This window comes from Phycisphaerae bacterium (assembly GCA_018003015.1).
Taxonomy (GTDB): domain Bacteria; phylum Planctomycetota; class Phycisphaerae; order UBA1845; family PWPN01; genus JAGNEZ01.
Map to the genome: position 1 here is coordinate 79,637 of JAGNEZ010000010.1, position 22,643 is coordinate 102,279.

18 protein-coding genes are annotated in these 22,643 nt (G+C 65.1%); 13 read left to right on the top strand and 5 right to left on the bottom strand.

Annotated elements, in window-relative coordinates; genetic code table 11:
* Positions 1-19: 19 nt before the first annotated feature.
* On the bottom strand, positions 20-619 hold the full coding sequence (locus KA354_06735; protein ID MBP7934328.1) for a glycerol-3-phosphate responsive antiterminator: 600 nt from the start codon (positions 617-619) through the stop codon (positions 20-22).
* Between the two features lie 261 nt (positions 620-880).
* Between KA354_06735 and KA354_06740 the strand changes: the two genes are divergently transcribed.
* The 11 genes from KA354_06740 to KA354_06790 all read left to right on the top strand — a co-directional run bounded on the left by KA354_06740 (position 881) and on the right by KA354_06790 (position 15,654).
* Complete coding sequence (locus KA354_06740) at positions 881-1,804, top strand: glycerophosphodiester phosphodiesterase family protein (GenBank protein ID MBP7934329.1); 924 nt, start codon at positions 881-883, stop codon at positions 1,802-1,804.
* A gap of 26 nt (positions 1,805-1,830) precedes the next feature.
* Positions 1,831-3,210: a sn-glycerol-1-phosphate dehydrogenase gene (locus tag KA354_06745; GenBank protein MBP7934330.1), complete on the top strand. Its 1,380-nt coding sequence runs from the start codon at positions 1,831-1,833 to the stop codon at positions 3,208-3,210.
* The gene (locus tag KA354_06750) at positions 3,186-4,628 is read left to right on the top strand and encodes an MFS transporter (protein MBP7934331.1); all 1,443 of its coding nucleotides are present in this window, start codon (positions 3,186-3,188) and stop codon (positions 4,626-4,628) included. Before KA354_06745 ends, KA354_06750 begins: the two co-directional genes overlap by 25 nt.
* 10 nt (positions 4,629-4,638) lie before the next feature.
* Positions 4,639-5,484 carry an HAD-IIA family hydrolase gene (locus KA354_06755; GenBank protein MBP7934332.1) on the top strand — a complete coding sequence of 282 codons (846 nt, stop codon included), beginning with the start codon at positions 4,639-4,641 and terminating at the stop codon, positions 5,482-5,484.
* Between the two features lie 113 nt (positions 5,485-5,597).
* Complete coding sequence (locus KA354_06760; protein ID MBP7934333.1) at positions 5,598-7,100, top strand: glycerol-3-phosphate dehydrogenase/oxidase; 1,503 nt, start codon at positions 5,598-5,600, stop codon at positions 7,098-7,100.
* Between the two features lie 75 nt (positions 7,101-7,175).
* Complete coding sequence (locus KA354_06765; GenBank protein ID MBP7934334.1) at positions 7,176-8,594, top strand: MFS transporter; 1,419 nt, start codon at positions 7,176-7,178, stop codon at positions 8,592-8,594.
* 299 nt (positions 8,595-8,893) lie between these two features.
* Positions 8,894-10,927, top strand: coding sequence for a prolyl oligopeptidase family serine peptidase (locus tag KA354_06770; GenBank protein ID MBP7934335.1), 2,034 nt, complete (start codon positions 8,894-8,896; stop codon positions 10,925-10,927).
* Between the two features lie 239 nt (positions 10,928-11,166).
* The gene (locus KA354_06775; protein MBP7934336.1) at positions 11,167-12,450 is read left to right on the top strand and encodes a DUF2088 domain-containing protein; all 1,284 of its coding nucleotides are present in this window, start codon (positions 11,167-11,169) and stop codon (positions 12,448-12,450) included.
* Between the two features lie 18 nt (positions 12,451-12,468).
* On the top strand, positions 12,469-13,551 hold the full coding sequence (locus KA354_06780) for a DUF362 domain-containing protein (protein MBP7934337.1): 1,083 nt from the start codon (positions 12,469-12,471) through the stop codon (positions 13,549-13,551).
* 86 nt (positions 13,552-13,637) lie between these two features.
* Positions 13,638-14,633 (top strand): SMP-30/gluconolactonase/LRE family protein, encoded by a 996-nt coding sequence (locus KA354_06785; GenBank protein MBP7934338.1) that lies wholly within the window; start codon positions 13,638-13,640, stop codon positions 14,631-14,633.
* 4 nt (positions 14,634-14,637) lie between these two features.
* Positions 14,638-15,654, top strand: a complete 1,017-nt coding sequence (locus tag KA354_06790) for a sugar phosphate isomerase/epimerase (GenBank protein ID MBP7934339.1) — start codon at positions 14,638-14,640, stop codon at positions 15,652-15,654.
* A 143-nt stretch (positions 15,655-15,797) separates the two neighbouring features.
* Here KA354_06790 and KA354_06795 read toward each other — a convergent pair whose 3' ends face one another.
* Positions 15,798-16,808 carry a hypothetical protein gene (locus KA354_06795; GenBank protein MBP7934340.1) on the bottom strand — a complete coding sequence of 337 codons (1,011 nt, stop codon included), beginning with the start codon at positions 16,806-16,808 and terminating at the stop codon, positions 15,798-15,800.
* 259 nt (positions 16,809-17,067) lie between these two features.
* Here KA354_06795 and KA354_06800 point away from each other — a divergent pair, with 259 nt between their 5' ends.
* Positions 17,068-17,787, top strand: a complete 720-nt coding sequence (locus tag KA354_06800) for a pyridoxine 5'-phosphate synthase (GenBank protein MBP7934341.1) — start codon at positions 17,068-17,070, stop codon at positions 17,785-17,787.
* Between the two features lie 190 nt (positions 17,788-17,977).
* The gene (locus KA354_06805) at positions 17,978-18,847 is read left to right on the top strand and encodes a 4-hydroxy-tetrahydrodipicolinate synthase (protein ID MBP7934342.1); all 870 of its coding nucleotides are present in this window, start codon (positions 17,978-17,980) and stop codon (positions 18,845-18,847) included.
* Positions 18,848-18,908: 61 nt separating this feature from the next.
* On the opposite strand, the gene KA354_06810 is transcribed toward KA354_06805, so the two are convergent.
* From KA354_06810 to KA354_06820, 3 genes are all read right to left on the bottom strand, one after another.
* Positions 18,909-20,039: a hypothetical protein gene (locus KA354_06810; GenBank protein MBP7934343.1), complete on the bottom strand. Its 1,131-nt coding sequence runs from the start codon at positions 20,037-20,039 to the stop codon at positions 18,909-18,911.
* A gap of 281 nt (positions 20,040-20,320) precedes the next feature.
* The gene (locus KA354_06815) at positions 20,321-21,487 is read right to left on the bottom strand and encodes a hypothetical protein (protein ID MBP7934344.1); all 1,167 of its coding nucleotides are present in this window, start codon (positions 21,485-21,487) and stop codon (positions 20,321-20,323) included.
* Positions 21,488-21,566: 79 nt separating this feature from the next.
* A complete protein-coding gene (locus KA354_06820; GenBank protein ID MBP7934345.1) occupies positions 21,567-22,235 on the bottom strand; it encodes a hypothetical protein in 669 nt (222 codons plus the stop codon).
* Positions 22,236-22,643: the final 408 nt, after the last annotated feature.

Consider the following 22,643-nt stretch of genomic DNA (forward strand, 5'->3'; position numbering starts at 1 on the left):
CGGGCGGAGGGGGCGCGGCTCACGGCGTGGTATTCAGGTTCCACAGCTGCTCGTTGCTCGTGCTGACGGCTCGGCAGCCGCTCGCCAGGATGCGTTGAGCCAGATCGGCGCTGCGGACCAGGCCGCCGGCGATGCGTGGAATGGGCAGGGCACTGAACTGGGCGGCGGTTTCGATGGCGGCCACGCCGGGTATCAGCTCGATCACGTCGGGGTGGGCCTGGTCGATGATGTGCAGGCCGCGGTCAACGGCCCGTCCGTCCTGAAGGAAAAGCCGGAGAATGGCCGCCAGGCCCATTCGCCGGGCGGCGGCGATGAGGTGGGAGCGGACGGTAATGATGCCGTCGATTCGCTTGTGGCCCACCAGGTAGCGCAGGCCAGGTTCATCGCTGGTCAGGCCGGCAAGAAGATCGATGTGCAGCATGAGGGGAATGTCGGTGAGGGGCGGGCGAGTGAGACCCTCGAGCACGCCGGGCAGCGCCGCCAGCTCGCCGCCCTGCAGGAAAATGAGGCTGGCCTGGGCCAAGGAAGTGCAGTCCATCTGGCCGACGTCCCAGACCACTGGGATGATCGGCTTTGCGAACCATCTCTCGATTGGCTGGTGGCGGCGGTCCTTCTTCATGGCGTGGTCCCAGGTTGACATTGATGGATCAGCGTGTTAGTGTATGAGTAGTGACAACTTGAAGCCAGTGTCTATCGCCTGGTGGGCCAGAGAATAAAGAGAAAGGCCCTCGCGACGCGATCGCGAGGGTTTTTTTGCGCGCGCCGGATCGAGAACGGCGACGGTGTTCAGGTGTCGAGCGGCCGTCGCAGGTGGCGTGTTCGGTTTTGGGTTGTTGCCCTGGCGGGTGGGCAGACGGGGCGGGGTGAGGTCATGGTACACATGAGGTGTGAAACCGGGATTCGGTTGATGGGAGCCCTGGGTATGGCTCTGCTGGCGGCCGTTGTGATCGGGTGCGGACGGCATCCGTCGGGTGTTGGCGATTCCGGGTTCGCTTTGATCATTCAAGCCCATCGCGGGGCGGGCAACCTCGCCCCTGAGAATACGCTTCCGACGTTCGAGCTGGCCTGGGGGATTGGCACGGTTCCGGAGGCCGACATTCGCGTCACTCGGGATGGCGTGCCGGTGGCGTTTCACGACACCCACTTTGGTCGGCTGGTGAAGGGCGCTTCGCCGGTCCTGCAGAAGAAGGGGGTGGCGGACCTGACCTGGCAGGAGTTGTCCGCCCTGGATGTAGGAGCGTGGAGGGGGGACGAGTTTGTTGGGCAGCGTGTTCCGCGGATGGCGGACGTCTTTGCCGCCATGCGCGGGCGGCCTTCGCGGTCGTTGTACATGGACATCAAGAAGGTGCCGCTGGACCAACTGGTTGCCCTGGCTCGGGAGTACGGTGTCGAGGGCCAGCTCATTCAGGCCTCGACCAAGTACGACGAGGTGCGCGCGTGGAAGTCCCTTTCGCCGACCTCTCGAACATTGCTGTGGATGGGGGGTACGGAGGCGAGTCTCGGCAAACGATTGGAGGAGTTGCGGGCGGTCGATTTCGCGTACGTGGATCAGCTGCAGATCCATGTGAAGGTCGGCGACCTGAAGGCGGAGGATCCATTCGTACCTTCGTCGGCGTTTCTGCAGTCGGTAGGCCAGGAGTTGGCGGCACGGAAGATCCTCTTTCAGACGCTGCCATCCGGCAGCAGCGATCCGATGGCCTTTCATCGGCTGATGGATCTCGGGGTGAACTCCTTCGCGACGGACGATCCGAAGATCGCCGTTGAGGCGGTGAAGGCGTATCTTCGGGCACGGGGCCGGGAGTGAAGGGGTTTGGCGGCACGGCCATGGACATGAGGCTCATTCAACAGCGGATTGCAGCGGCCTTGGCGATGGCCACGGACACGCGGGATCTCCGGCTGGGCGATGGTGTGGTGCGGGAGGCCGCGGAGGTCTTTGGCCGGTGTTTTGATGAGGACCGGGCCCTGCTGGTCGCCGACGCGAACACGTTCCAGGCGGCCGGTGGGGCGGTGGCGGGCGTGCTGCGCGGGGCGGGCATCGAATTGCCGGAAGCCCTGGTATTCGACGAGCCTTCGCTGCACGCCGACTACGAGCACGTGGAGTTGGTGAAGCGGGCGATCGAGACGCGCGGGGGCGTTCCCGTGGCGGTGGGCTCGGGCACGATCAACGATCTGAGCAAGCTGGCCGCTCACGAATGTGGACGGCCTTACATGGTCGTGGCTACGGCCGCATCGATGGACGGTTACACGGCGTACGGGGCGTCGGTGGTCCGGGATGGCTCCAAGCAGACGTTTTTCTGCCCGGCGCCGCGGGCGGTGATCGCCGACCTGGAAGTGATCTGCGCGGCCCCGGGCGAGCTGAACGCGGCCGGCTACGCGGATCTGCTGGCCAAGACCACGGCCGGGGCGGACTGGCTGCTGGCGGACGCTCTGGATATCGAGCCCATCGATGCCCGGGCGTGGGATCTGGTGCACAGGCGTCTTCATGACTGGACGGGCAATCCGGAGTGTGTGCGTCGCGGCGACCGGGACACGATCGTGGGGCTGGTGGAGGGCCTCATGATGACCGGCTTCGCGATGCAGTGGTGCAAGTCGAGCCGGCCAGCCTCCGGCGCCGAACACCAGTTCAGCCACTTGTGGGACATGCAGGGCCACACCTATCGGGGGGGGACACCCCTGCACGGCCACAAGGTCGGGATCGGCACCTTGGCGGTGACGCTGCTGTATGAACGGCTGATGGCTGAGCCGCTGGCAGGGATCGGTGGGGGTTCGGTCGGCTGGCCCGATCTGGAGGAGCTCAGGCGGCTGGTCGAGTTGACCCATGAGAAGGCCGATTTGCGGGCCGTGGCGTGGCGCGAGAGCCAGGCCAAGCACATGGATCGGGAGACCTGGCAGCTCCTGCTCGAGCGGATACGGACGGCTTGGCCGGCGCTGCAGCATCAGCTTCACGAACAACTCGTCCCGGCTGACGAAGTCGGGGACATGCTCCGCGCGGCCGGAGCGCCCAACCATCCGGCGGACATCGGCATCGATTCCACTCGTCTCCGGCGCAGCTACATTGAGGCCCAGCAGATCCGGCGTCGGTTTACGGTGCTGGATGTGGCCGTACTGACCGGATGCCTGGTTCGCTGCCTGGATGCCATTCCTCTGGTGGGTGAGGGGGCGGCGGCGGTGGTGGGATCGGACGAATGCCGAACGCGAGGGGGGCACTGATGTTGGCCGCCGCCGTCAACCTGTTTCGGCCTGCGGGGCTTGCGGAGCGAAGGGTGCCCGCTGCCGAGGTCCAGGCTCACTACCGATATTGGCGACGGCGTATCCTGTATGCCAGTCTGATCGGCTATGCCCTGTTCTATTTGGTACGCAAGAACCTGTCCCTGGCCATGCCGATGATGGAGAAAGACCTGGGGGTGACGAAGTCGGACCTGGGGTTGTTCCTGACGTTGCACGGGGTTCTTTACGGTTTCTCGAAGTTCGCCAACGGCTTTCTCGGCGATCGCACCAACCCGCGGTACTTCATGGCCTTGGGTCTGGTTCTTTCGGCGGTCATGAATCTCTGCTTCGGCCTGAGCAGCGCCGTTTATACGCTGGGTTTCTTCTGGCTGCTCAACGGGTGGTTCCAGGGGATGGGCTTTCCGCCCTGTGCCCGCAGTCTCACTCACTGGTTCGCGCCGGAGGAGCGCGGAACCCGTTTTGCGATCTGGAACACCTCGCATTCGATCGGGGCGGCGGCCGCACTGCTGTTATGCAGTTTTCTGGTCAGCGCCGATTGGCGGCTGTGCTTCCTGGTGCCTGCGGTTCTGGCCTTCGGCGGTGCGGTGTTTCTCGTCGAGCGGCTTCGGGACACGCCGGGCTCGGTGGGTCTGCCGCCGATTGAGGAGTACGGGCAAGTGCCATCCGGAGGTTTCCCGGTCCAGGTGGTGGCTTGCACGGGTGGCGACGGTCTGGACCCCTGCCCGGTCGGGCAGGCCGGGTGCAGACGAGGGACCGAAGATGGGGATCTCTGGCGGTTCACGGTGCGGCAGGTGTTCCTCAATCCGCTGATCTGGACGGTCAGTGTGGCGAATTTCTTTGTCTACACGATTCGGTATGCCGTGCTCGACTGGGGTCCGACGATTCTGGCGGAGATGAAGGGGGTGAAGCTTCAGCATGCGGGCTGGACTGTGGCGGGCTACGAGGTAGCCGGCGTCTTCGGCATGCTGCTTGGTGGGTGGCTGACGGATCGGGTCTTTCGGAGTCACGGCGGGCGGACTTGTCTGGTCTACATGCTGATGTGTACGGTGTTTGTGGCCCTGTTCTGGAAGCTCGCTTCTCACTCGGCCGTGGCCAACGCGGCGCTGCTCGGTGCCATGGGTTTCTGCATTTACGGTCCGCAGTGTCTGGTCGGCGTGATCGCCGCCAATCTGGCGACGCAGCGAGCGGCCGCCACCGCCATCGGGCTGACCGGTCTGTTCGGTTATTTGAGTGGAGTCCTCTCCGGCTGGGGCTTGGGCTATCTGGCCGAGCATACCGGGTGGTCTTCAGTCTTCGGCCTGCTCATTGTCTCGGGTCTCATTGCGAGCGTTCTGTTCGCGCTGTGCTGGAACGCCGGTCACGGACCGAGCGAGAGCCGGGCGGTGGGCCCCGCGAGGTGAGTCGACGCTCATGAGTACGACGAAGCTGACATCGGTTCGACATCTCGCCCTGGATATGGACGGGACGATCTACAAGGGCGGGACCGTGTTTGAATTCACGTTGCCGTTCCTGGAGCGGATGGGCAAGCTGGGGATCGGCTACACATTCCTGACCAACAACTCTTCCAAGAGTGTGGTGGATTACCTCCAGTCCCTGGGGCGCATGGGTATCCCGGCCGATCGTGAACAGGTATTCACCTCGACCGGGTGTGCGGTGTACTACCTTCGCCAGGCGCTTCCGACGGTGAAGCGGCTGTATGTGTTGGGCACGCCGAGCCTGCAGGGCGAGCTGGCCATGGCCGGCTTCACCGTGGTCGGCGACGAGGAGGAGCCGGAGGGGGTGGTGGTTGGATTTGACACCGGGCTGGTGTACCCCCGGCTGTGCAAGGCGGCCTGGTGGATCAAGCGGGGCAAGCCTTTCATCGCCACTCACCCGGATCGGATCTGTCCGACGGATCGGCCGACGGTTCTGGTGGACTGTGGGGCGGTGTGCGCCTGCCTTGAGAGTGCGACGGGCCAGTCGCCCCAGGCGGTTCTGGGCAAGCCCGACCCGTGGATGCTGCGCGGAATCCTGGACCGGCACCGGCTGCAGCCGCACGAATTGGCCATGGTCGGGGACCGTCTGTACACCGACATGGTCATGGCCCGCCGGGCCGGTTCCGTGGGTGTGCTGGTGCTGACCGGAGAGGCGACGGTGGATGACACCCTGCATCTGCACGAGCCGCCGGACGTGATCGTGCCCAGCCTGAAGGAACTGGGAGAGATGCTGGCCCAGGCCCGGGAGCAGGCCGGGGCCATGGCCGGGTCACCGAGTTGACGCCGTGCGGGGGCGATGGGCCTGGATGCTGGAAGGATCGGGCCGCACAGGCAGATATGGGAGTATTGGAGATGACCGTAGAAGAGACGAAGACGGGTAGTCGTGGCGAGCGCATGGCGCAGCTGAGCCGAGCGACGCTGGACGTGTTGGTGGTCGGCGGCGGGATCGTGGGAGCCGGCGTGGCCCGGGACGCCGCCCAGCGCGGCCTGAAGGTTGGGCTCGTGGATCAGCACGATTTCGCGTTCGGCACGAGCAGTCGATCGAGCCGCCTGCTGCACGGCGGGTTGCGCTATCTGGCCCAGGGGCGCATCGGACTGGTTCGCGAGGCGAGTATCGAGAAGCGGGTGATCCATTCCATCGCTCCGCATCTGTCCGGCCCCCTGGCGTTCGTGTTCCCGACGTACCGCTGCCCGCCGTGGGGAGCCTGGGCCCTGTGGAAGTTGCGGATCGGCGTCAAGCTGTATGATCTGCTATGCGGCGGCCGGAACCTGGGCAGGTCCAACGCGTTCAACGCTCGTGGCCTGGAGCAGTACCTGCCCGGCATTGACACCAACCGGCTGACCGGCGGCGTGCGCTACTACGACGGCCTGACCAACGATGCCCGACTGGTGATCGACACGTTGCGGTCAGCCACGAAGAGCGGCGCCGTGCTGGTCAACTACTGCCGGCTCGATCAAGCCCGTCCGCGCGGCAGCTCCTGGCAAGGTGTCCTTCAGGACCAGTTGGGCGGCAAGGAGTTGAGCGTGGATGCCCGTTGCGTGGTCAACGCCACCGGGCCCTGGGCGGATCGTGTTGAGCACAGCTCGGTCGAGCTGCGTCTGACCAAGGGCGTGCATCTGGTGGTGGACCGCGATCGGCTGCCCGTACCGGACGCCGTGGTCATGACCGAGGGAAGCCGCATTCTGTTCGCGATTCCCTGGGGTGAACGCGTGATCCTCGGGACGACGGACACGGATTACGGAGGCGCGATCGAGGACGTGAAGACCGAGCCGGGAGATGCCCGGTACATTCTTGAGGTCGTCAACGGTGCCTTTCCGGAGGCGCGGCTCTCCGAGCATGACGTGGTCAGTTCGTGGGCCGGCCTGCGGCCCCTGATCGCGGACCGGAACGGCAGGCCGTCGGACATCTCCCGGGCCCATGAGATTCGGTCGCCGGAGCCTGGCTGGCTGGACATCGCCGGCGGCAAGCTGACCACGTATCGACTGATGGCCGAGCAGGCCGTGGACCGTATCGAGGGCCAGCTTGGACGGGGCCGAACCGCGTGCCGGACGGCCGAGGTTCCGCTCCTGGAGTCCTGGGAGACTGAGGGCCTCAGTGGTATAGTGCCGCCGGACGTGAGCCGCCGGGCGGTGGAGCACTACTGCTCCAACGAATGGGCGGTGCACCTTGACGACGTCATGCTCCGCCGGGGCGGGTGGCACTACGATCGCCATGACGCCAAGGTGGTCGGTGAGCAGGTGGCCGGCTGGATGGCGGAGCTGCTCGGCTGGAACGTGGAGCGCAAGGAACAGGAGCTGGCTCGCTACCGGGCAACGGTTGGCCGAGTTGGCCGCTGGTGCGAGGGGCCCTTCACCCGAGCGATGGGTGGCGGGACCCGGTCGTGCACCCCGGCGTGATGGCCGTTTTGCGGATCCGAGGGACAGAGTCGACAGCCCGCGCTGATCTCGGCGCGAATCAGGAGAATCGCCCGGATGTTCTCAGCGATCCGCGCCTTTTTTGCCGCCGCACCGCACCTTCCCCGATTGCCGGCCGGCGAGGTTCGCCGGCTCTATCCGCGCTATCGCTGGCGGGTCATGGAGGCCACCTACCTCGGCTACGCCACGTTCTACCTGGTGCGGAACAACATCTCCGTGGTTTCCAAGGACATGGAGGTGGCCCTCGGCTACAACGACGGCCAGATCGGCAGCATCCTGGCCATCACCGCGATCAGCTACGGGCTCGGCAAGTTTCTCATGGGGGCGGTGTCCGACCGCAGCAATCCGAGAGTCTTCATGGCCTTCGGGCTGCTGCTCACCGCCCTGTGCAATTTTGCGTTCGGGGGCGTGAAGGGCTTCGGGATTCACCTGACGCTCTGGGGACTCAACGGTTTCTTTCAAGGTATGGGCTGGCCGCCCTGCGGTCGGTCGATGGGCCACTGGTTCAGCCAGAAGGAACGAGGCCTGACGTTCAGCATCTGGAACACGGCCCACAACGTCGGCGGGGGAGTGGCGGGTTACCTGGCCGGTTGGGCGGCACTTCACTTGGGTGGCTGGCAGTACGCGTTTTTCGTGCCCGGGCTGCTGGCTCTGGTCGGATCGCTGTACCTCTTCTGGCGGTTGTGTGATACCCCGCAGTCGGTCGGCTTGCCGCCGATTGAGGAGTATGCCGCGGGTCATGGCGGCGGCTTCCCTGTCCAACCGGTCGTCGCAACGGAGACCGAGCAGCACGAGGCCGCTCCGGTCGCGAGCTGTGCTTCGGCTTCGGATGATGCCGAACGAGAACTGGGTTTTGGCGAGCTTTTCGTCGACTACGTCTTGACCAACAAGTACGTGTGGCTGCTGGCCATCGCTAACTTCTTCGCGTACGTTTCCCGATACAGCATGCTCGACTGGGGTCCCAAGTACCTGCGCGAGGTCAAGGACGCAACGCTTGTCAAGGGTGGCCTGGCGGTCATGGTCCTGGAGTTTGCGGGCATTGCCTCCACGATTGCCCTGGGTTGGGTTTCCGATCGAGTGGGCGGGCGGCGGGGCATGGTCGCAACGCTCTCGATGGCGCCCATCCTGTTGGCCTTCACCGCGATCCTGTTTATCCCGGCCGGGTACCTGTGGCTGGACATGGTCATGCTCGGCCTGATCGGCTTCTTCATCTATCCGGTGATCAACCTGATCGTGATCCAGGCTCTCGACCTGACCAGCAAGAAGGCGATCGGCACGGCCGCCGGTTTCATTGGCTTGCTGGGTTATCTTGGCCGCACCTGCCAGGCCCAGGGTTTCGGCTGGATGCTGGACTATTTCAAGCCGCGATATGGAACCGAGGCGGCCTGGGAAATCGTGATTTACTCCATCCTGGGGTGCACCGCTCTGGCGGTCGTCTTGTTGGCATTCACCTGGAAGCTCAGGCCCCGAGCCTGAAGCCTGGTTCGCCCATCCGCCGTCCGGCGGTTGTGCCGGCCGAGTCGTCCCCGTTGCCTTAAGCACCGATCTGGGGTATGGAAATGCCCGGCTGCCTGGTTGGGCCATGCGGCGGATGTCGTGGTCGGTTTGCTTCGGGGCGTTATGACCAGCCGGTTGTCATGCTCGCGGCGTACCTTTCTGGATCGATTACGTATTCTCGCCCGACGCCGAGGTCATTTGCGGCCTCAAGCGGCTGGAGTGATCCCGGCATTCGGCTATCATTCGTGCCGAGCCCTATGGTCGAGAGGAGGTCCGTCGTGCGTTCGAGTCACTGGCCTCGGAACGTGTTTTCTCCACGCGTTTGCGCGGTTCTGCTCTCCTGTGCCTCCGCGCTCATCGCTCAGCAGTTCGATCCGCCCGACGCTCAGCAGCCGGGCGACAAGATGATCCAGGACTACCTGGGCCGAGAAGCCGAACGGCTCGACGGACAATTCCTGGAGAGCGTCAAGACGGTCGACGACTGGAACAAAGCCCTTCCCTCGCTCAGGGAGCAATACCTGTACATGCTCGGCCTGTCGCCGATGCCGGAGCGTACGCCGCTGCAGCCGGTCGTCACCGGCACGCTCGACGGTCAAGGTTACGTGGTCGAGAAGCTCCATTTCCAGAGTTGCCCGAAGCTGTACGTGACCGCCAACCTGTACCGCCCGGCGTCGGCCAAGCCGGGGGACAAGCTGCCCGCGGTGCTCTACGTCTGCGGCCACAGCAACGCCGGGCGGGACGGCAACAAAACGGCGTACCAGTCCCACGGCATCTGGTTCGCTCGGCACGGCTACCTGTGCCTGACGCTCGACACGCTGCAGCTCGGCGAGATCAAGGGCATCCACCACGGCACCTATCGGGAGGGCCGCTGGTGGTGGCACTCGCGCGGTTACACACCGGCAGGTGTCGAGTGCTGGAACGGCATTCGGGCCATCGACTACCTGGCCAGTCGCCCGGAGGTCGATGCGGAGCGAATCGCGGTGACTGGCATCAGCGGTGGTGGGGCGGCGACCTTCTGGATCGCGGCCGCCGACCTGCGCGTCAAGGTGGCCGTTCCGGTGAGCGGTATGGCCGACCTGGCTTCGTACGTCCCCAACCGCACGGTGAACGGGCACTGCGACTGCATGTTCTGTTACAACACGTTCCGATGGCCGTGGACCCGGATCGCCGCCCTGATCGCCCCGCGGCCGCTCCTGTTCGTCAACAGCGATAATGATCGCATCTTCCCCATGGACGCCAACCGCCGCATCACCAACCGCCTGGAGCAACTCTACAGCTACTTCGGCGCCGGCGATCTCGTGGACAGCGTGGTGAGCAATGGCGGACACGCGTACCGCAAGGACCTTCGCCAGGCGGCCTACAGGTTCATCAACATGCACCTGAAGGGCGATCCCGCGGCGATCGGCGACAGCGAGGTTGACTTGGTGACGGAGGAGGACGGCCGCCGCATCTTGCCGATCGAGCCGGCCAGGCTCCGTGTTTTTCCCGAAGACAAGGACATCCCCGCCGATGCCCTGAATGGCCGGATTGACGAGAGCTTCGTGCCCATGGCCACGGTGCAGCTGCCCGCCGGCGGGCAGTTCGATGCCTGGAAGCAGGGCCTGCTTGCCAGGCTGCGTGAGGTCAGCTTCAATCGTTTGTCGTCGACCTTGCCGGAGGCAACGCTGGTGGAGCCATTGCCCGGCGGCTGGCTCCGGATGAAGTCGGAGGAGGGTGTCGAGTTCCGCCTTCATGGGACGGCGAAGACTGGCCCGGGGAAACGGCTCATCCTGGTGGTGAGGAACGCCGACGAAGCCACGAACGCCGATCCACCGGCCTGGGTGAAGGACGTGCTCCCCGCGGATGCCGTTGTCTGGTTGTGTGACCCCCGCGGCGTCGGCGAGACACGGTGGACGACCAAGCGTCCGCCGAATTACGTCCGCCGGGCGCACGTGTTGATCGGCCACACGGTCGAGACCGGCCAGGTCTTGGACGTCGCCGCCGCGGCCGGTTACCTTCGCGGTCAGGCCGTCCGATCTGTGTCGGTCGAATTGGCGGGCCGGGGCGCCGCCGGTGTCCTGGCGGCCTATGCCGCTCTGTTTCAACCCGGCGTTGTGGGTGTGACATTGGTGGCTCCGCCCCTGAGTCACATGCGGCCCGACGCACCGCAGTTCCTGAACGTGCTCCGCGTGTGTGACCTGCCCGAATCGCTCGGCATGCTCGCTCCGCGATGGCTCACGATCATCGGCCAGGAAGATGAGGATCTGAACCGGGTCAGGGCGATCTACGCGACCGCGGGGGCGGCAGGCAAGTTCGTGTTGAGATCACCGTGAGGGACAAGTCCCTTTCACCACACGGGGATGGCCCGTTCGAGTGCCGCCCCGACGTGGCAAACCGGAGAACGATCACGTACACTGGGATGCGGTCATGTGGGGGTCCGGCATGAGCAAGTGGATGGGGCTGCGGGGCGGGGGCGCAGGCGTGCGCGGTGCACCGCCGCCTTGGTGACGGCCGGGTCTCCTTGCTGCCGCCAAGGGTGAGGCCGGGTGTGGTTCGATCGGTGGGTGCGCGGATGATCGTTGCACAGGGATCGGAAACGGCGCGGTTGAGCGACGCCGACATTTGTCAGGTGGTCGCCAAGGCGCTGGGCGGGGCCCGGCTGTCGGGCAAACGGGTCTTGGCCATCATCCCCGACCACACGCGCAGCGGGCCGACGGGCTTGCTGTTCAGGGCGATCGCCGACACCCTCGTGGGCAAGGCCGCGGCCATCGATTTCCTGATCGCCCTCGGCACTCACCCGCCGATGAGCGAGGAGAAGATCAACGAGCTGTTGGGGATGGTCGGCGGCGAGCGTGCCGCCAGATATGCGTCGGTCCAGGTCTTTAACCATCACTGGAACTCGCCTGAGGCCCTGACCCCGATCGGCATGCTGACCCGCTCGCGGGTCGAGGAACTCTCCGGCGGCCTGTTGAGCATGGAGGTTCCCGTCCTGATCAACAAGCTGGTCCTGGCGTACGACCACCTGGTGATCGCCGGGCCTGTTTTTCCGCACGAAGTCGTCGGCTTCTCTGGCGGGCACAAGTACCTGTTTCCCGGCATTGCTGCTCCGCAGGTCATCAACTTCACCCACTGGCTGGGCGCCCTGGTCACCAACCCGCTCATCAACGGCACGCGCGACACGCCGGTCCGGGCGGCTATCGAAGCCGCGGCCGATCTCCTTCCCATCGAGCGGACACTTCTGGGCTACGTGGTCAGCGGCAGTGAGGTGGTCGGCATCTTCGGCGGCCCGGTGGGCGAGGCCTGGCGGGCAGCCACCGAACTCAGCGCCCGGATCCACGTCAAGTACTGCGAGAAGCCGTTCAAGACCATCCTCTCGTGTGCCCCCCCGATGTACGACGACATCTGGACGGCCGGCAAGTGCATGTACAAGCTCGAGCCGATCGTGGCCGACGGCGGCACGCTGATCATCTACGCCCCGCACATCGACGAGGTTTCGTACTCGCATGGCCAGGTCATCGACCAAGTCGGCTACCATGTGCGCGACTACTTCACCAAGCAGTGGCACCGGTTCAAGCACTTCCCCTGGGGCGTACTGGCCCACAGTACCCACGTGAAGGGCGTCGGTCGGTTCGAGAACGGCCTCGAGACGCCGCGGGTCAACGTCGTACTGGCCACGCGGATCCCCGAGGCCCGCTGCCGGAAGATCAACCTCGGCTACATAGATCCGGCCAAGGTCCACCCCGATGAATACCGGGGCCGTGAGGACGAGGGCGTGCTCATGGTGTCCAAGGCGGGCGAGACCCTCTTCCGACTCAACGATATGAGCAGGTTCAAATCGGTGGGGACGCTTGCGTAGCAGACGGGAGATTCGACCATGGAACACAGATTGTCACGCCGGAGTGTGATCTGGTCCGCCGCGGCCGCGGCGGCGTCTGGCAAGTTTCTGCTGGCCCAGGAGACACCCGTCGCACCCCCGCTGCCGGCGCCGGCCGGCGCAACCGAACGCCGCCCGGTGGTCTCGATCGTCAAGGGCGACCGCCGGCGCCAGAACGTCTGCGACGCGCTGGTGGCGATCGAGGACCAGATTCTGCCAGTGCTCAAGACGAAGAAGTACGTGGTCATCAAGCCGAACATCGTAAATACGAGAAACCAACTCGCCTCGACACACGTGGATTCGCTCCACGGCATCCTGGATTTCCTGGCCCCGCGATTCAAGGGGCCGGCGGTCATTGCGGAGTCGGCGGCCGCCCACACCCCGGAGGGTTACGAGCACTTCCATTACCCGGAGGCCCTTTCGGAGCACAAGCCGCTGCAAGTCAGCCTGGTGGACCTGAATGAGGAGGCCAAGTTCCAGACATGCACCATCCTGGATGGCAATCTGCATGCCGTCCCCGTCCGCCTTGCCGCCCGGCTACTGGACCCCGAGGCGTACATCATCTGCTCGGCGATCCTCAAGACGCACAACACCGTGATCGCGACCCTCTCCATCAAGAATATGGCCCTGGGTGCCCCGCTGCACAGCACCCGAGGGCAAGGCAAGTGGTGGAACGACAAGCGCCTCTACCATGGCGGCGTCCGCCAGACGCACTTTGGCATTCTGATGACCGCCCAGCGGCTGCAGCCGTGCTGGGGGGCAACGGTGATCGACGGCTACGAGGGGATGGAGGGCAACGGGCCCAACGACGGGACCCCGGTTCCGTCGCGCGTGGCCATCGCGTCGACCGACTACGTTGCCGCAGACCGCGTGGGCGTCGAGGCGATGGGCATCGATCCGTCCTGGATCGGGTACCTGCAGTTCTGCGGCCAGGCCGGCCTCGGGCACGTGGATCTCGCCAAGATCGATATTCGCGGGGCCAAGCCCGCGGACGTCGCCCGCAAGTACAAGATGCACGCGGACATCGAGCGTGAGCTGCGCTGGATGGGTGAAATGAAGGACGTGCCGGAGAAGCTGGGGTGACTCCCGCTTTGCGTATCCCCACGCCGGGAAGTGGAGAGTGGAGAATCGGGGCAAAGGCCGACGAAAGCTGCATGAGGGAATTGAACATGAACGCTGTGAAATTGACGCTCGGGATCGTGTTGACCTCCGTGATCTGCGTTGCCCCCGTCCTGGGCGCCGAGGGCGGTGTGACCGCGCCGGGTGCCAAGGTCGAGAAGCTCTCCGGGGAGTTCGAGTTCACCGAAGGGGCGACCTGCGACCGGGACGGCAACGTGTTCTTCACCGATCAGCCCAACGATCGCATTGTCCGGTGGAGCGTGGACGGCAAGTTGTCCACCTGGATGAAGCCGTCCGGACGCTCCAACGGGATGGTCTTCGACCCTCTCGGCAACCTCATCTCGTGCGCGGACGAGAAGAACGAGCTGTGGATCATCACCCCCGACAAGAAGACGACGGTGCTGGTCAGGAGCTACAAGGGCAAGCTGCTCAACGCGCCCAACGATGTGTGGCTCCGGCCGTCGGGCGGGCTGTACTTCACGGACCCGTGGTACAAGCGCGACTATTGGAAGCGCGGGCCCAAGGAGCAGGATGTCGAAGGGGTCTACTACCTCCCCGGGCGCAAGCCGGCGAAGCCGGCCGACAAGCCTGCTGCCGCCGCGAAGGACGACAGCGAGCATGCCGACCAGGCCCTGCCCTATGAGCCGGGCGAGCCAATTCGGGTCATCGACGATCTCAAGACGCCCAACGGGATCACCGGCACGCCGGACGGCAAGACCCTGTACATCAGCGATCTCGGCTCGCACCGCACCTACGCCTACGACATCCGCCCCAACGGTTCGCTGGCCAACAAGCGGCTGTTCTGTGAACTCGGGTCGGACGGCATGACCATCGACAGCGAAGGCAACGTCTACCTGACCGGCAAGGGTGTGACCGTGTTCGACAAGGCCGGCAAGAGGATCGACCACATCGACGTGCCCGAGCCCTGGTCGGCCAATGTCTGCTTCGGCGGCGCGGACCGCAAGACGCTGTTTATTAACGCCAGTAAATGCCTCTACAGGGTCAAGATGCGCGTCCAGGGGGCCAATGAGAAAGGGGGCAAGTGACATCATGCACCTGACCTCGAGACCGGGATTACCGCTCACCGTGGCTCCCACTCGTCGCGCATTCCTGCGTGGTTCGGCGGCCGTGGCTTTCGGCACGGCGGCCGCGGCGGGTATCGGCAGGCCGGGTGGGGCCGCGGCGGGAGATGCCAAGGCCACCGGGGCCGAAGATCGCAAGTTCAAGGTCTGCCTGAGCCCGGGCCTGATCGGCGTGCGGGCCAGCCTCAGCGAATCGATCGATCTGGCCGTTCGATTCGGGTTCGAGGCGATCGAGCCAGCGGCCGGCGAGTTGGGCTCGATGTCCGAGGACGCCGTCAAGCAGTTGCGCAACGGTATGGCGGCCAGGAACCTCGTCTGGGGGGCCACCAGCATCGACTCGCCGTTTGGGCGTTCGGACGAGGACTTCAAAGGCCTGCTGGACAAGCTGCCGGAGACGGCTTTCGCCCTGCAACGTGCCGGAGCCAGGCGTGTGGGGACCTGGATCACGCCCGGGGACAAGCAGTTGACCTATCTCGAGAATTTCCGGCGGCACGTCCGTCGGGTCCGGGAGATCGCCCGGATTCTCGGCGACCGCGGTCTCAGCTTCGGTCTCGAATACGTCGGCCCGCGGACCAGTTGGAGCCGCTCGCGCTTCCCGTTCATCCACACCCTGCGGGAGATGCGCGAGTTGATCGCCGAGACCAGTTGCCCGAACGTCGGCCTGCTGCTGGACAGCTGGCACTGGTACACCGCCGGCGAGACACCGGCCGACCTCAAGGCCCTGGCCAACGCGGACATCGTGGCAGTGCACCTCAACGATGCCCCGTCCGGCGTTCCGACCGATCAGCAGGTGGACAACCGCCGCACGCTGCCCGCGGCCACCGGCGTGATCGACATCGGTGCCTTCCTCGGGGCCCTCCTTGCGGTGGGCTACGACGGCCCGGTGGCGGCCGAGCCCTTCGACGCCTCGCTGCGCGATCTGCCGCGCGATCAGGCAGTCGGTCGCACATCCGAGGCGATCAAGAAGGCACTGAAGCGCATATAGGAGCCCATCTCCGCAGACTCCGTGAGACAGACAAGCCGCTTGAACCAGCACCGGCGGGACGCCAAGGCTACGTTCCCTGAAGCGGGCTCCAAAAGCTTCTCAGATTCTGTCGCCACCCGGCCGATAGGCCGGTCCTGCAGGGCTCACTCCTGTTGCCTGACGGCTCGTGAGACCATTTGGCGGGCGATGAGCAGCACGACCAGGCCGACGAGGCTGAAAACAAGCCCTGCGAGTTGCGCGCTGCCCGAAGTGATCAGCAGCCAGGAGTCCCACGGATTGCCGGATGGTGCGAGCCGCCCAGCCGCCGCCAGATGGCGGTAGAGGATCGGATCAAGCGGAAGGCGCGCGGCCGCACCCAGTGCGGAGACGACGACAAAGAGGGTGAAAGGCCATGTCCGAACTCGTTCCCGGCGGGCGAGGTCCCGGAGATAGAGACCCAGGAGCAGCGCTCCCACCTCGCCGACGATTCGTAGTGGCGTGAAGAGGAGGGAGCAGGCCAGTAACCACCCGTTCACGCCGGAACCCGGGGATACTGCCGGTCCTAGGTTGTGCCATTGGCTCAGGAGCAGGAGAAGCAGGTTCAGGCCCCTGTTCACCAGCCATGCGATCGGGGCGAGGATCCCCAGGATTCGGATCCAGTGTTTCAGACGCCAGCCCCGCGGGTCCTGTTCCCGAGTTGGTTCGGGCGTGGCGACGAGCAGGAGGCCGATGCACCAGATGATGCGGTCTCCTAAGGTCAGGAGGAAGATGTGAGACCATGCGATCGTCGCGGGACCCCCGAAGCGTACGAGCAACACCGGTAGGTACAGGAGGATGAGGCTCAGAGCGCACGCCATGGCCGCCAGGCTCAGGCCGAGCCGGATGGTTCGGAGCCAGCGGGTGTCTGCGAAGCGGAGATCGTCGGGGCGCAGGGACTTCCAGACCGGGGCGGCGCACTCCGGGCAGACGGAGTCCAGGGCCAGGGTTTGAAGGTTGTAGCCGCACGCGACGCAGGCTACGCTGGTGTTGACGGTTCCCGTTGCGGGGTCGAGGGCGGCGACGTTGAGCGAACGGCTCGCCGGCAAGCCGCACCTCCCGCAGCAGGCGTCGAGCGACAATCCCGCCAGCGTCTCACCGCAACCAGTGCACCGCAACTCGAAGTTGACCATGGTCATGCAAGGCCCCTCAAAGAACGACCTTGGATCTCAATACACGCGACCGGGCGATTCCGGGAGAGGCGTTGCTCCAGGGCGATCCCGGAGGCGTGAAGACGGTCATCATCGTGTCGCTTGTTCCCTGTGTCTAGATCCCACGGCCAGCGGGGCGGTTTACGGCCTGGCTTAGCGGCATATAATGATGCTGCTCGTCGGATGGTTTTCTCGGCTCTGCATGAGCCGTTCCGAGGAGTACTCTTTTGCGATGGGATGGCCTGCCATGCCGCGACTAGGTGTGAATATCGATCATGTGGCCACCGTTCGCCAGGCCCGCCGCACGTACGAGCCCGACCCGGTCTGGGCGGCGGCCGAGGCCCAACTCGGTGGGGCCGACGGGATTACCTTCCACCTTCGCGAGGACCGGCGGCACATCAACGACCGCGACGCCCGCCTGCTCAAGGAAGTCGTCACCTGCAAGCTCAACATGGAGATGTCGATCAACCGGGCGATCGTGGCCATCGCCCGGCAGCTCAAGCCCGACCAGTGCACCCTGGTCCCCGAGCGGCGCGAGGAACTGACCACCGAGGGCGGCCTGGACGTCGTCCGGCTGGCCAGGCGGGTCCGGCCGGCGGTCGAGGCCCTGCGCGGCAAAGGCATCGAGGTCAGCGCCTTCATCGAGCCGATCCCCGACCAGGTCCGGGCCGCGGCCGACGCTGGCTGCGACGCGGTCGAACTCTGGACCGGCGAGTACGCCCACGCCAAGGGCCCCCGGGCCGTGCGCGCCGCCCTAAAACACCTGGACACCGCCATCGAGGTCGGCCACTCCCGAGATATCCTCGTTCACGGCGGCCACGGCCTGACCTACACGAACATCAAGCCGGTGGCCGCACTGATGGGTTTCGAGGAGTTCAACATCGGCCACTCGATCATCGCCCGGGCAGTCTTTGTCGGGCTCCGCAAGGCCGTGCGGGAAATGAAAGCTCTCATTGGCGACGATTGAGATTGATCTTTTCGCCCCGATTCGGTACAAACTCTCCCTGTCGTGCCTCGCGTCGCCGACCCCCGCCACCGCTTGTTTTCCGGGGACGCTCATCGGTTGTCAGCAGGGTCTCGGTGCGTGAGCACCTGGGAGAGGCCGGCGCGGGCCGGCGAAGCTGTCCCTGGATGTCCCTAACGTAAGGAATCCGATCGTGTTCAAAGGAAGCATGGTTGCCCTGGTGACGCCGTTCAAAAACGGCAGCGTGGACTGGAAGACCCTGGAAGCCCTGGTTGACTTCCACGTGGACGCCGGCACCGACGTGCTCGTACCCTGCGGTACGACCGGCGAGAGCCCAACGCTGACCCACGAGGAGAACAACGAGGTCATCGCTAAGGTGGCCAAGCGGGCCAAGGGCCGCATCCCTGTCCTCGGCGGAACCGGCTCCAACAGTACGGCCGAGGCCATCGAAATGACCCTCGAGGCCAGGAAGAACGGCGCCGACGGCTCACTCCAGGTCGCTCCCTACTACAACAAACCGACCCAGGAGGGCCTCTATCAGCACTTCGCGGCCATCGCCAAGGCGGTCGACTTCCCCCATGTGCTGTACAACATCCCGGGCCGCTGCGGCGTCGAGATCGCGGCAGACACCATCGCCCGGCTGCGGAAGGACTTCCCCAACATCGTCGCGGTCAAGCACGCGACCGGTGCCATGGATTCGGCCAGCGACCTGATGAGCAAGAGCGACATTGCCATCCTCAGCGGCGACGACTCCATGACCCTCCCGCTGATGGCCATCGGTGGGGTGGGGGTGGTCAGCGTCCTGGCCAACATCGTTCCCAAGGATGTCAAGGCCCTGACCGACGCCGCCCTGGGCGGCGACTGGGACATCGCCCGCCGCTGGCATCACAAGATGTTCAAGCTGGCCAAGGGCCTGCTCACGCTCGAGGTCAACCCGATCCCGATCAAGACGGCCATGGCCATCAAGGGCATGATTTCCGACGAAATGCGCCTCCCGCTGACCAAGATGGCCCCGGCCAACCGAGAGAAGCTCGCCGCCGCCCTGACCGAATACGGCCTGTAGGCCGTTGCCTGGAACAACGCGATTGCTGCCCGGTTCGACGAGAGGGGACGCCTCGCCGGGCTCATTTCGTGAGCTTCCGGAGGGTGTGAGCGAGGAAATCGTCGAGCTGGGGCGGCGTCAACGGGGCCTCCAACAGGATTGCCAGCCCTTCCCAGCGGAGCCCGCGGCAGACTTCGAGAACCTCGCCCGGTGGGCAGAATACCAGCAGCGAACGCCCGCGGGCCTGGATCTTCTGGAACATGGGCAGCCAGGGTACGGCCGAGGGTGTGCCCGCGCCCGGCGTGAACTGGATGGCCTGGATGTCCGGTACCTCGAGGATATCATCGATGTGCCGGGCGGCGTCGGGGCCGTCGAGGTGGAAGACCGCCCGCCCCACGGTGGCTGCCTGGCGAGCGATATCCGGCAGGCAAAGGCCCCGGAACTGCCGCGGGCTGATCATGGCGTTGAAGTCGCAGGCAGGGATCACGTACGGGCGGTCGGACCACAAACCGAGCCAGTGGATCAGGCCGGCCCCGCGTCGGGTCGCCCCCCGGTACAGATCGGAGAACACCTGACGCCAGGCGGGGTAGATCCGGTTGATGGCGGCACAAAGGCGCTCGGGCCGGTCAATGACGTCCAGGCACAGACCGGTCGCGCCGCGGAGGTTGAGCAGCACATCCGCCGAGCCGCCCAGGTCGGGCGTGCAGACAAGGTAGCGCCCCGCAGCATCGGCGCTCACCAGATCCACCAGCTTCCCCAGCAGCTGGTACCAGGGATTATCCTGGCGGACGGTCCAGTCGGGCTCGTTGGACCAGTCGTCGTCGATGAAGGCATGGGTCCAGGCAGTGTCCGAGCCGAACTCGAGCCGCCCGCCGAACAGAGCTCCGAGGAGCACCGGTCCGAAGTCCACGCGGACACTCGGCAAGGCATCGCCGATGCGGTGCAGCTGGCGAAGGTCAGCCCGCTTGGCTTCGAGCCAGTCATCCGGCTGATGGAGCAGATCGAGTCGGCGGTTGATCGGCCGGGCAGGGTTGGTGTTGGCGGTGGCTATGAAGATCGGGCGGTCGATCGCATCATGAGCCCACCAGGCCTCGAACCGTCGGGCGATGTCGGGAAAGTCGGGGCAGAACTCGAGGGGCCGACAGAATCGCTTGAGGGCGGTTGTCCACTCCTGGGCCTCAGATAGAGGCTCGATGGCTGCCCGTGTAGGCATCAGGTTCCTCCTCTGGTTCGGCGAGGCTGGCATCCTGGCGATGTCAGGCCGGCCAACCGGATCATAACCATGGAGGCCGGTTCAGGCACTTCCGGGGTAGCCGACCGCCGAGCCGGGTGCCGAGGAGAGGGTACCGTGCCGCGGGGGTCGGCATGCCGCCGAGAGCCGTGTTCGAACATGGCTCCGGGGCGAAAATGGCATGGCACCAGACGCAGGGTGCGCCTGGTGCCACTATGCCATGTGTGTGGAGCGTCAGGATACGATGAGTCTACCGCGTCCGCCTAACGTACCAGGCGTACAGGCTGGTAGACGAAATAACTGGTACCTGAACCGGTAGTCGCGATGGCCCCGTCCTCGACGAAATACTCCGGCTGAATCACCACCTGCTTCTTATTCATTGCTCCGGTCAGTTTGACGTTGAGGATTCGGATGCCGCCAAATCCCACGATGGTGAACATCGCGTTTTCGCCGTAGCCGTCCACGCGCGAGAAGATCGGGATGATTCGCTGCTTGCCAACTATCGCGGCGAGTTCATCGCTGAACCCTGCACTCAGGCCGGTGTCCCCGTTGAGCAACAACGTGCCGTCGGCACCGAGCTTGATTGCGCCGCCGAAGTAAGCCAGGTCGGTCTCGTTGAGTCCATAGACGATCTGTCTGGCGATCGCGGTGGTGGCGTTGGTGGGCGCGCCCAGGTCGACTGTCCCGAAGTTACCCGGCGGGAGCTGGTCGGCACCCGCCCCGGGGTACAGGTTGAATTCCGGGATGCCGTCAGAAGTGGCCGTCGCCGTCTGGGCGGCCTTGTCGTAGGAGTAGTTGTCGAGGATGGCTCCGGCCGGGTGAATCAGGCTGTTCCAGGAGTCGATGTGCAGGGCAAAGGGCAGCATGTCGACGGTGTCGGCCGGACTGGTGGTCCTGAAGCCGATCACGCCGTCCTTGAACACCGCCGTGGCCTTGGCAGTGACGTCGGCACTGGTGAGGCCGAAGATCCGGCCGAAGAGCAGCGGGATGGCGCCGTTCTGAAGGGAGTCCCGGCGGACAATGACCTGCACCGAGTTGTAGGTGCTGGGATCTCCGGTCGTGATTTCCTCGGCGAGGTTGTTGGGGTTGCTGATGTACCCCACGACCACATCTGCAGTCCGCAGACTCGGCGCTTCCCCGGCCACCTTGTTCCTGCCCGCGTAGGCGCTGGCCTCGCTGATCGCGGCGTTGATCTCCTCGGACATGTCCGGCAGGCCCATGAGCCTCTCCGGATCGAGGAGCTGCCAGGCGGCGGCCATGGCGGCGGAGTCTGCGGTGCGCTGGAGCTCGGCCTTGACGTTGTAGAGGATGCCCATGTCCACGGCCAGGGCGGCGAAGCCCACCAGGACGGTCATGCTGATCGCGGTGAGGACGACGGCCGTTCCGCGGCGGGAAGTCTGACAACCGGGGGTTGGCGACTGGGGTTGCATGTTCGGCGTCTCCTTGCTTCTTTCGATCACGCGGTCCCTACCGACTGATAGGGGAATCCGGTGACAGTCCCATGATCACTCACTCGACCTCGGACACGGCGGAAATGACCCTGGGCGTGCTGTCGGTGTAGAGCAGGCCGCCCTCTCCGTACCAGCGCACCTCGATGATCACCAGCTGGGTCACGCGGTTGCTGCCGTAGGTGACGCAAGAGTTGCTGACCGAGACCTGGGTGTTATAGGCGTTCAAGTTGGAGGTCGTGCTCGACTGCTGGAGACGCATGTCCTTGCCGAACGAGCCCCAGGTGGTCGACTGGCCGTTGATGATGTCGAAGAACAACTCCCCTTCGACGATTTCGAGGACCTGCGTCCATCGGATGGTCTCGGCGGTCGTGCTCAGCGGGATGATGCGGGCAGTCTTGCTGTTGACCATCTGCTCGCCGTTCCAGCCCTGGAGCTGAAGGCCGCCAGCGGCGAACTCGGGGACTTCCCGGTAGTTCCACAGAACCTGGGCGTAGGAACTGTCCATGTTGCCCACCGGCGACATGACCGTGTGGAACTGAGGCGAGGTGATGGCATCGTCGGGCTCGTTGAGCACCAGGACCCAGTCCTCCTCGACGCGGGTTACGGATTCAGTGAACTGCGTCAGGGAGAGTAGGCTGGGTGCTGGCCAGAAAGCCGCCATCAACGCAAGGCCGGACGAGATCGACCTGCTTCTCGACCAGAAACCTCTTGTGTTCTTCCTCGCCATGTTCATTCCCTCCCAATAAGGCTCGTCGCCCTATCAACGCCTCTGTACGCCTGCTCCGAGAGACGATCGAACGTCTTCCCGAGGTTTCGTCGTCCTCGTGGTGTCCGAGACACCGGTGTTAAAATACGATGTGTTGTCCAGCAGGCGGAATAGTCTCTATGGGCCATACTGGGCGCGCCGCGAGCGCATCCGCCGCGGTATTATCGGCCACACCTCGGCCAGCCCCCTTTGGGTGGTAAGACGGGTAAGTTGAACCCCTGGTGATGTCGAGCTCCTCAAAGGAGAAGCGGCAACGCGTCGTTCGAAGTGCGCCGGACAGGTCTTCGATCGGGGTCGTCCGCTACCGGCCACGGCGGCGTGACTGAGCCATGGCCGAAGGGTAGCCCAATGGCATGGCACCGGGTGCAG

Excerpts from the sequence above, each read along its gene's own strand:
- KA354_06735 (MBP7934328.1), bottom strand. The coding sequence starts at position 619 with ATGAAGAAGGACCGCCGCCACCAGCCAATCGAGAGATGGTTCGCAAAG.
- KA354_06810 (MBP7934343.1), bottom strand. The coding sequence starts at position 20,039 with ATGCCTACACGGGCAGCCATCGAGCCTCTATCTGAGGCCCAGGAGTGG.
- KA354_06745 (MBP7934330.1), top strand. The coding sequence starts at position 1,831 with ATGAGGCTCATTCAACAGCGGATTGCAGCGGCCTTGGCGATGGCCACG.
- KA354_06755 (MBP7934332.1), top strand. The coding sequence starts at position 4,639 with ATGAGTACGACGAAGCTGACATCGGTTCGACATCTCGCCCTGGATATG.
- KA354_06765 (MBP7934334.1), top strand. The coding sequence starts at position 7,176 with ATGTTCTCAGCGATCCGCGCCTTTTTTGCCGCCGCACCGCACCTTCCC.
- KA354_06780 (MBP7934337.1), top strand. The coding sequence starts at position 12,469 with ATGGAACACAGATTGTCACGCCGGAGTGTGATCTGGTCCGCCGCGGCC.
- KA354_06760 (MBP7934333.1), top strand. The coding sequence starts at position 5,598 with ATGGCGCAGCTGAGCCGAGCGACGCTGGACGTGTTGGTGGTCGGCGGC.
- KA354_06795 (MBP7934340.1), bottom strand. The coding sequence starts at position 16,808 with ATGACCATGGTCAACTTCGAGTTGCGGTGCACTGGTTGCGGTGAGACG.
- KA354_06775 (MBP7934336.1), top strand. The coding sequence starts at position 11,167 with ATGATCGTTGCACAGGGATCGGAAACGGCGCGGTTGAGCGACGCCGAC.
- KA354_06785 (MBP7934338.1), top strand. The coding sequence starts at position 13,638 with ATGAACGCTGTGAAATTGACGCTCGGGATCGTGTTGACCTCCGTGATC.
- KA354_06800 (MBP7934341.1), top strand. The coding sequence starts at position 17,068 with ATGCCGCGACTAGGTGTGAATATCGATCATGTGGCCACCGTTCGCCAG.
- KA354_06790 (MBP7934339.1), top strand. The coding sequence starts at position 14,638 with ATGCACCTGACCTCGAGACCGGGATTACCGCTCACCGTGGCTCCCACT.
- KA354_06815 (MBP7934344.1), bottom strand. The coding sequence starts at position 21,487 with ATGCAACCCCAGTCGCCAACCCCCGGTTGTCAGACTTCCCGCCGCGGA.
- KA354_06740 (MBP7934329.1), top strand. The coding sequence starts at position 881 with ATGAGGTGTGAAACCGGGATTCGGTTGATGGGAGCCCTGGGTATGGCT.
- KA354_06750 (MBP7934331.1), top strand. The coding sequence starts at position 3,186 with ATGCCGAACGCGAGGGGGGCACTGATGTTGGCCGCCGCCGTCAACCTG.
- KA354_06820 (MBP7934345.1), bottom strand. The coding sequence starts at position 22,235 with ATGGCGAGGAAGAACACAAGAGGTTTCTGGTCGAGAAGCAGGTCGATC.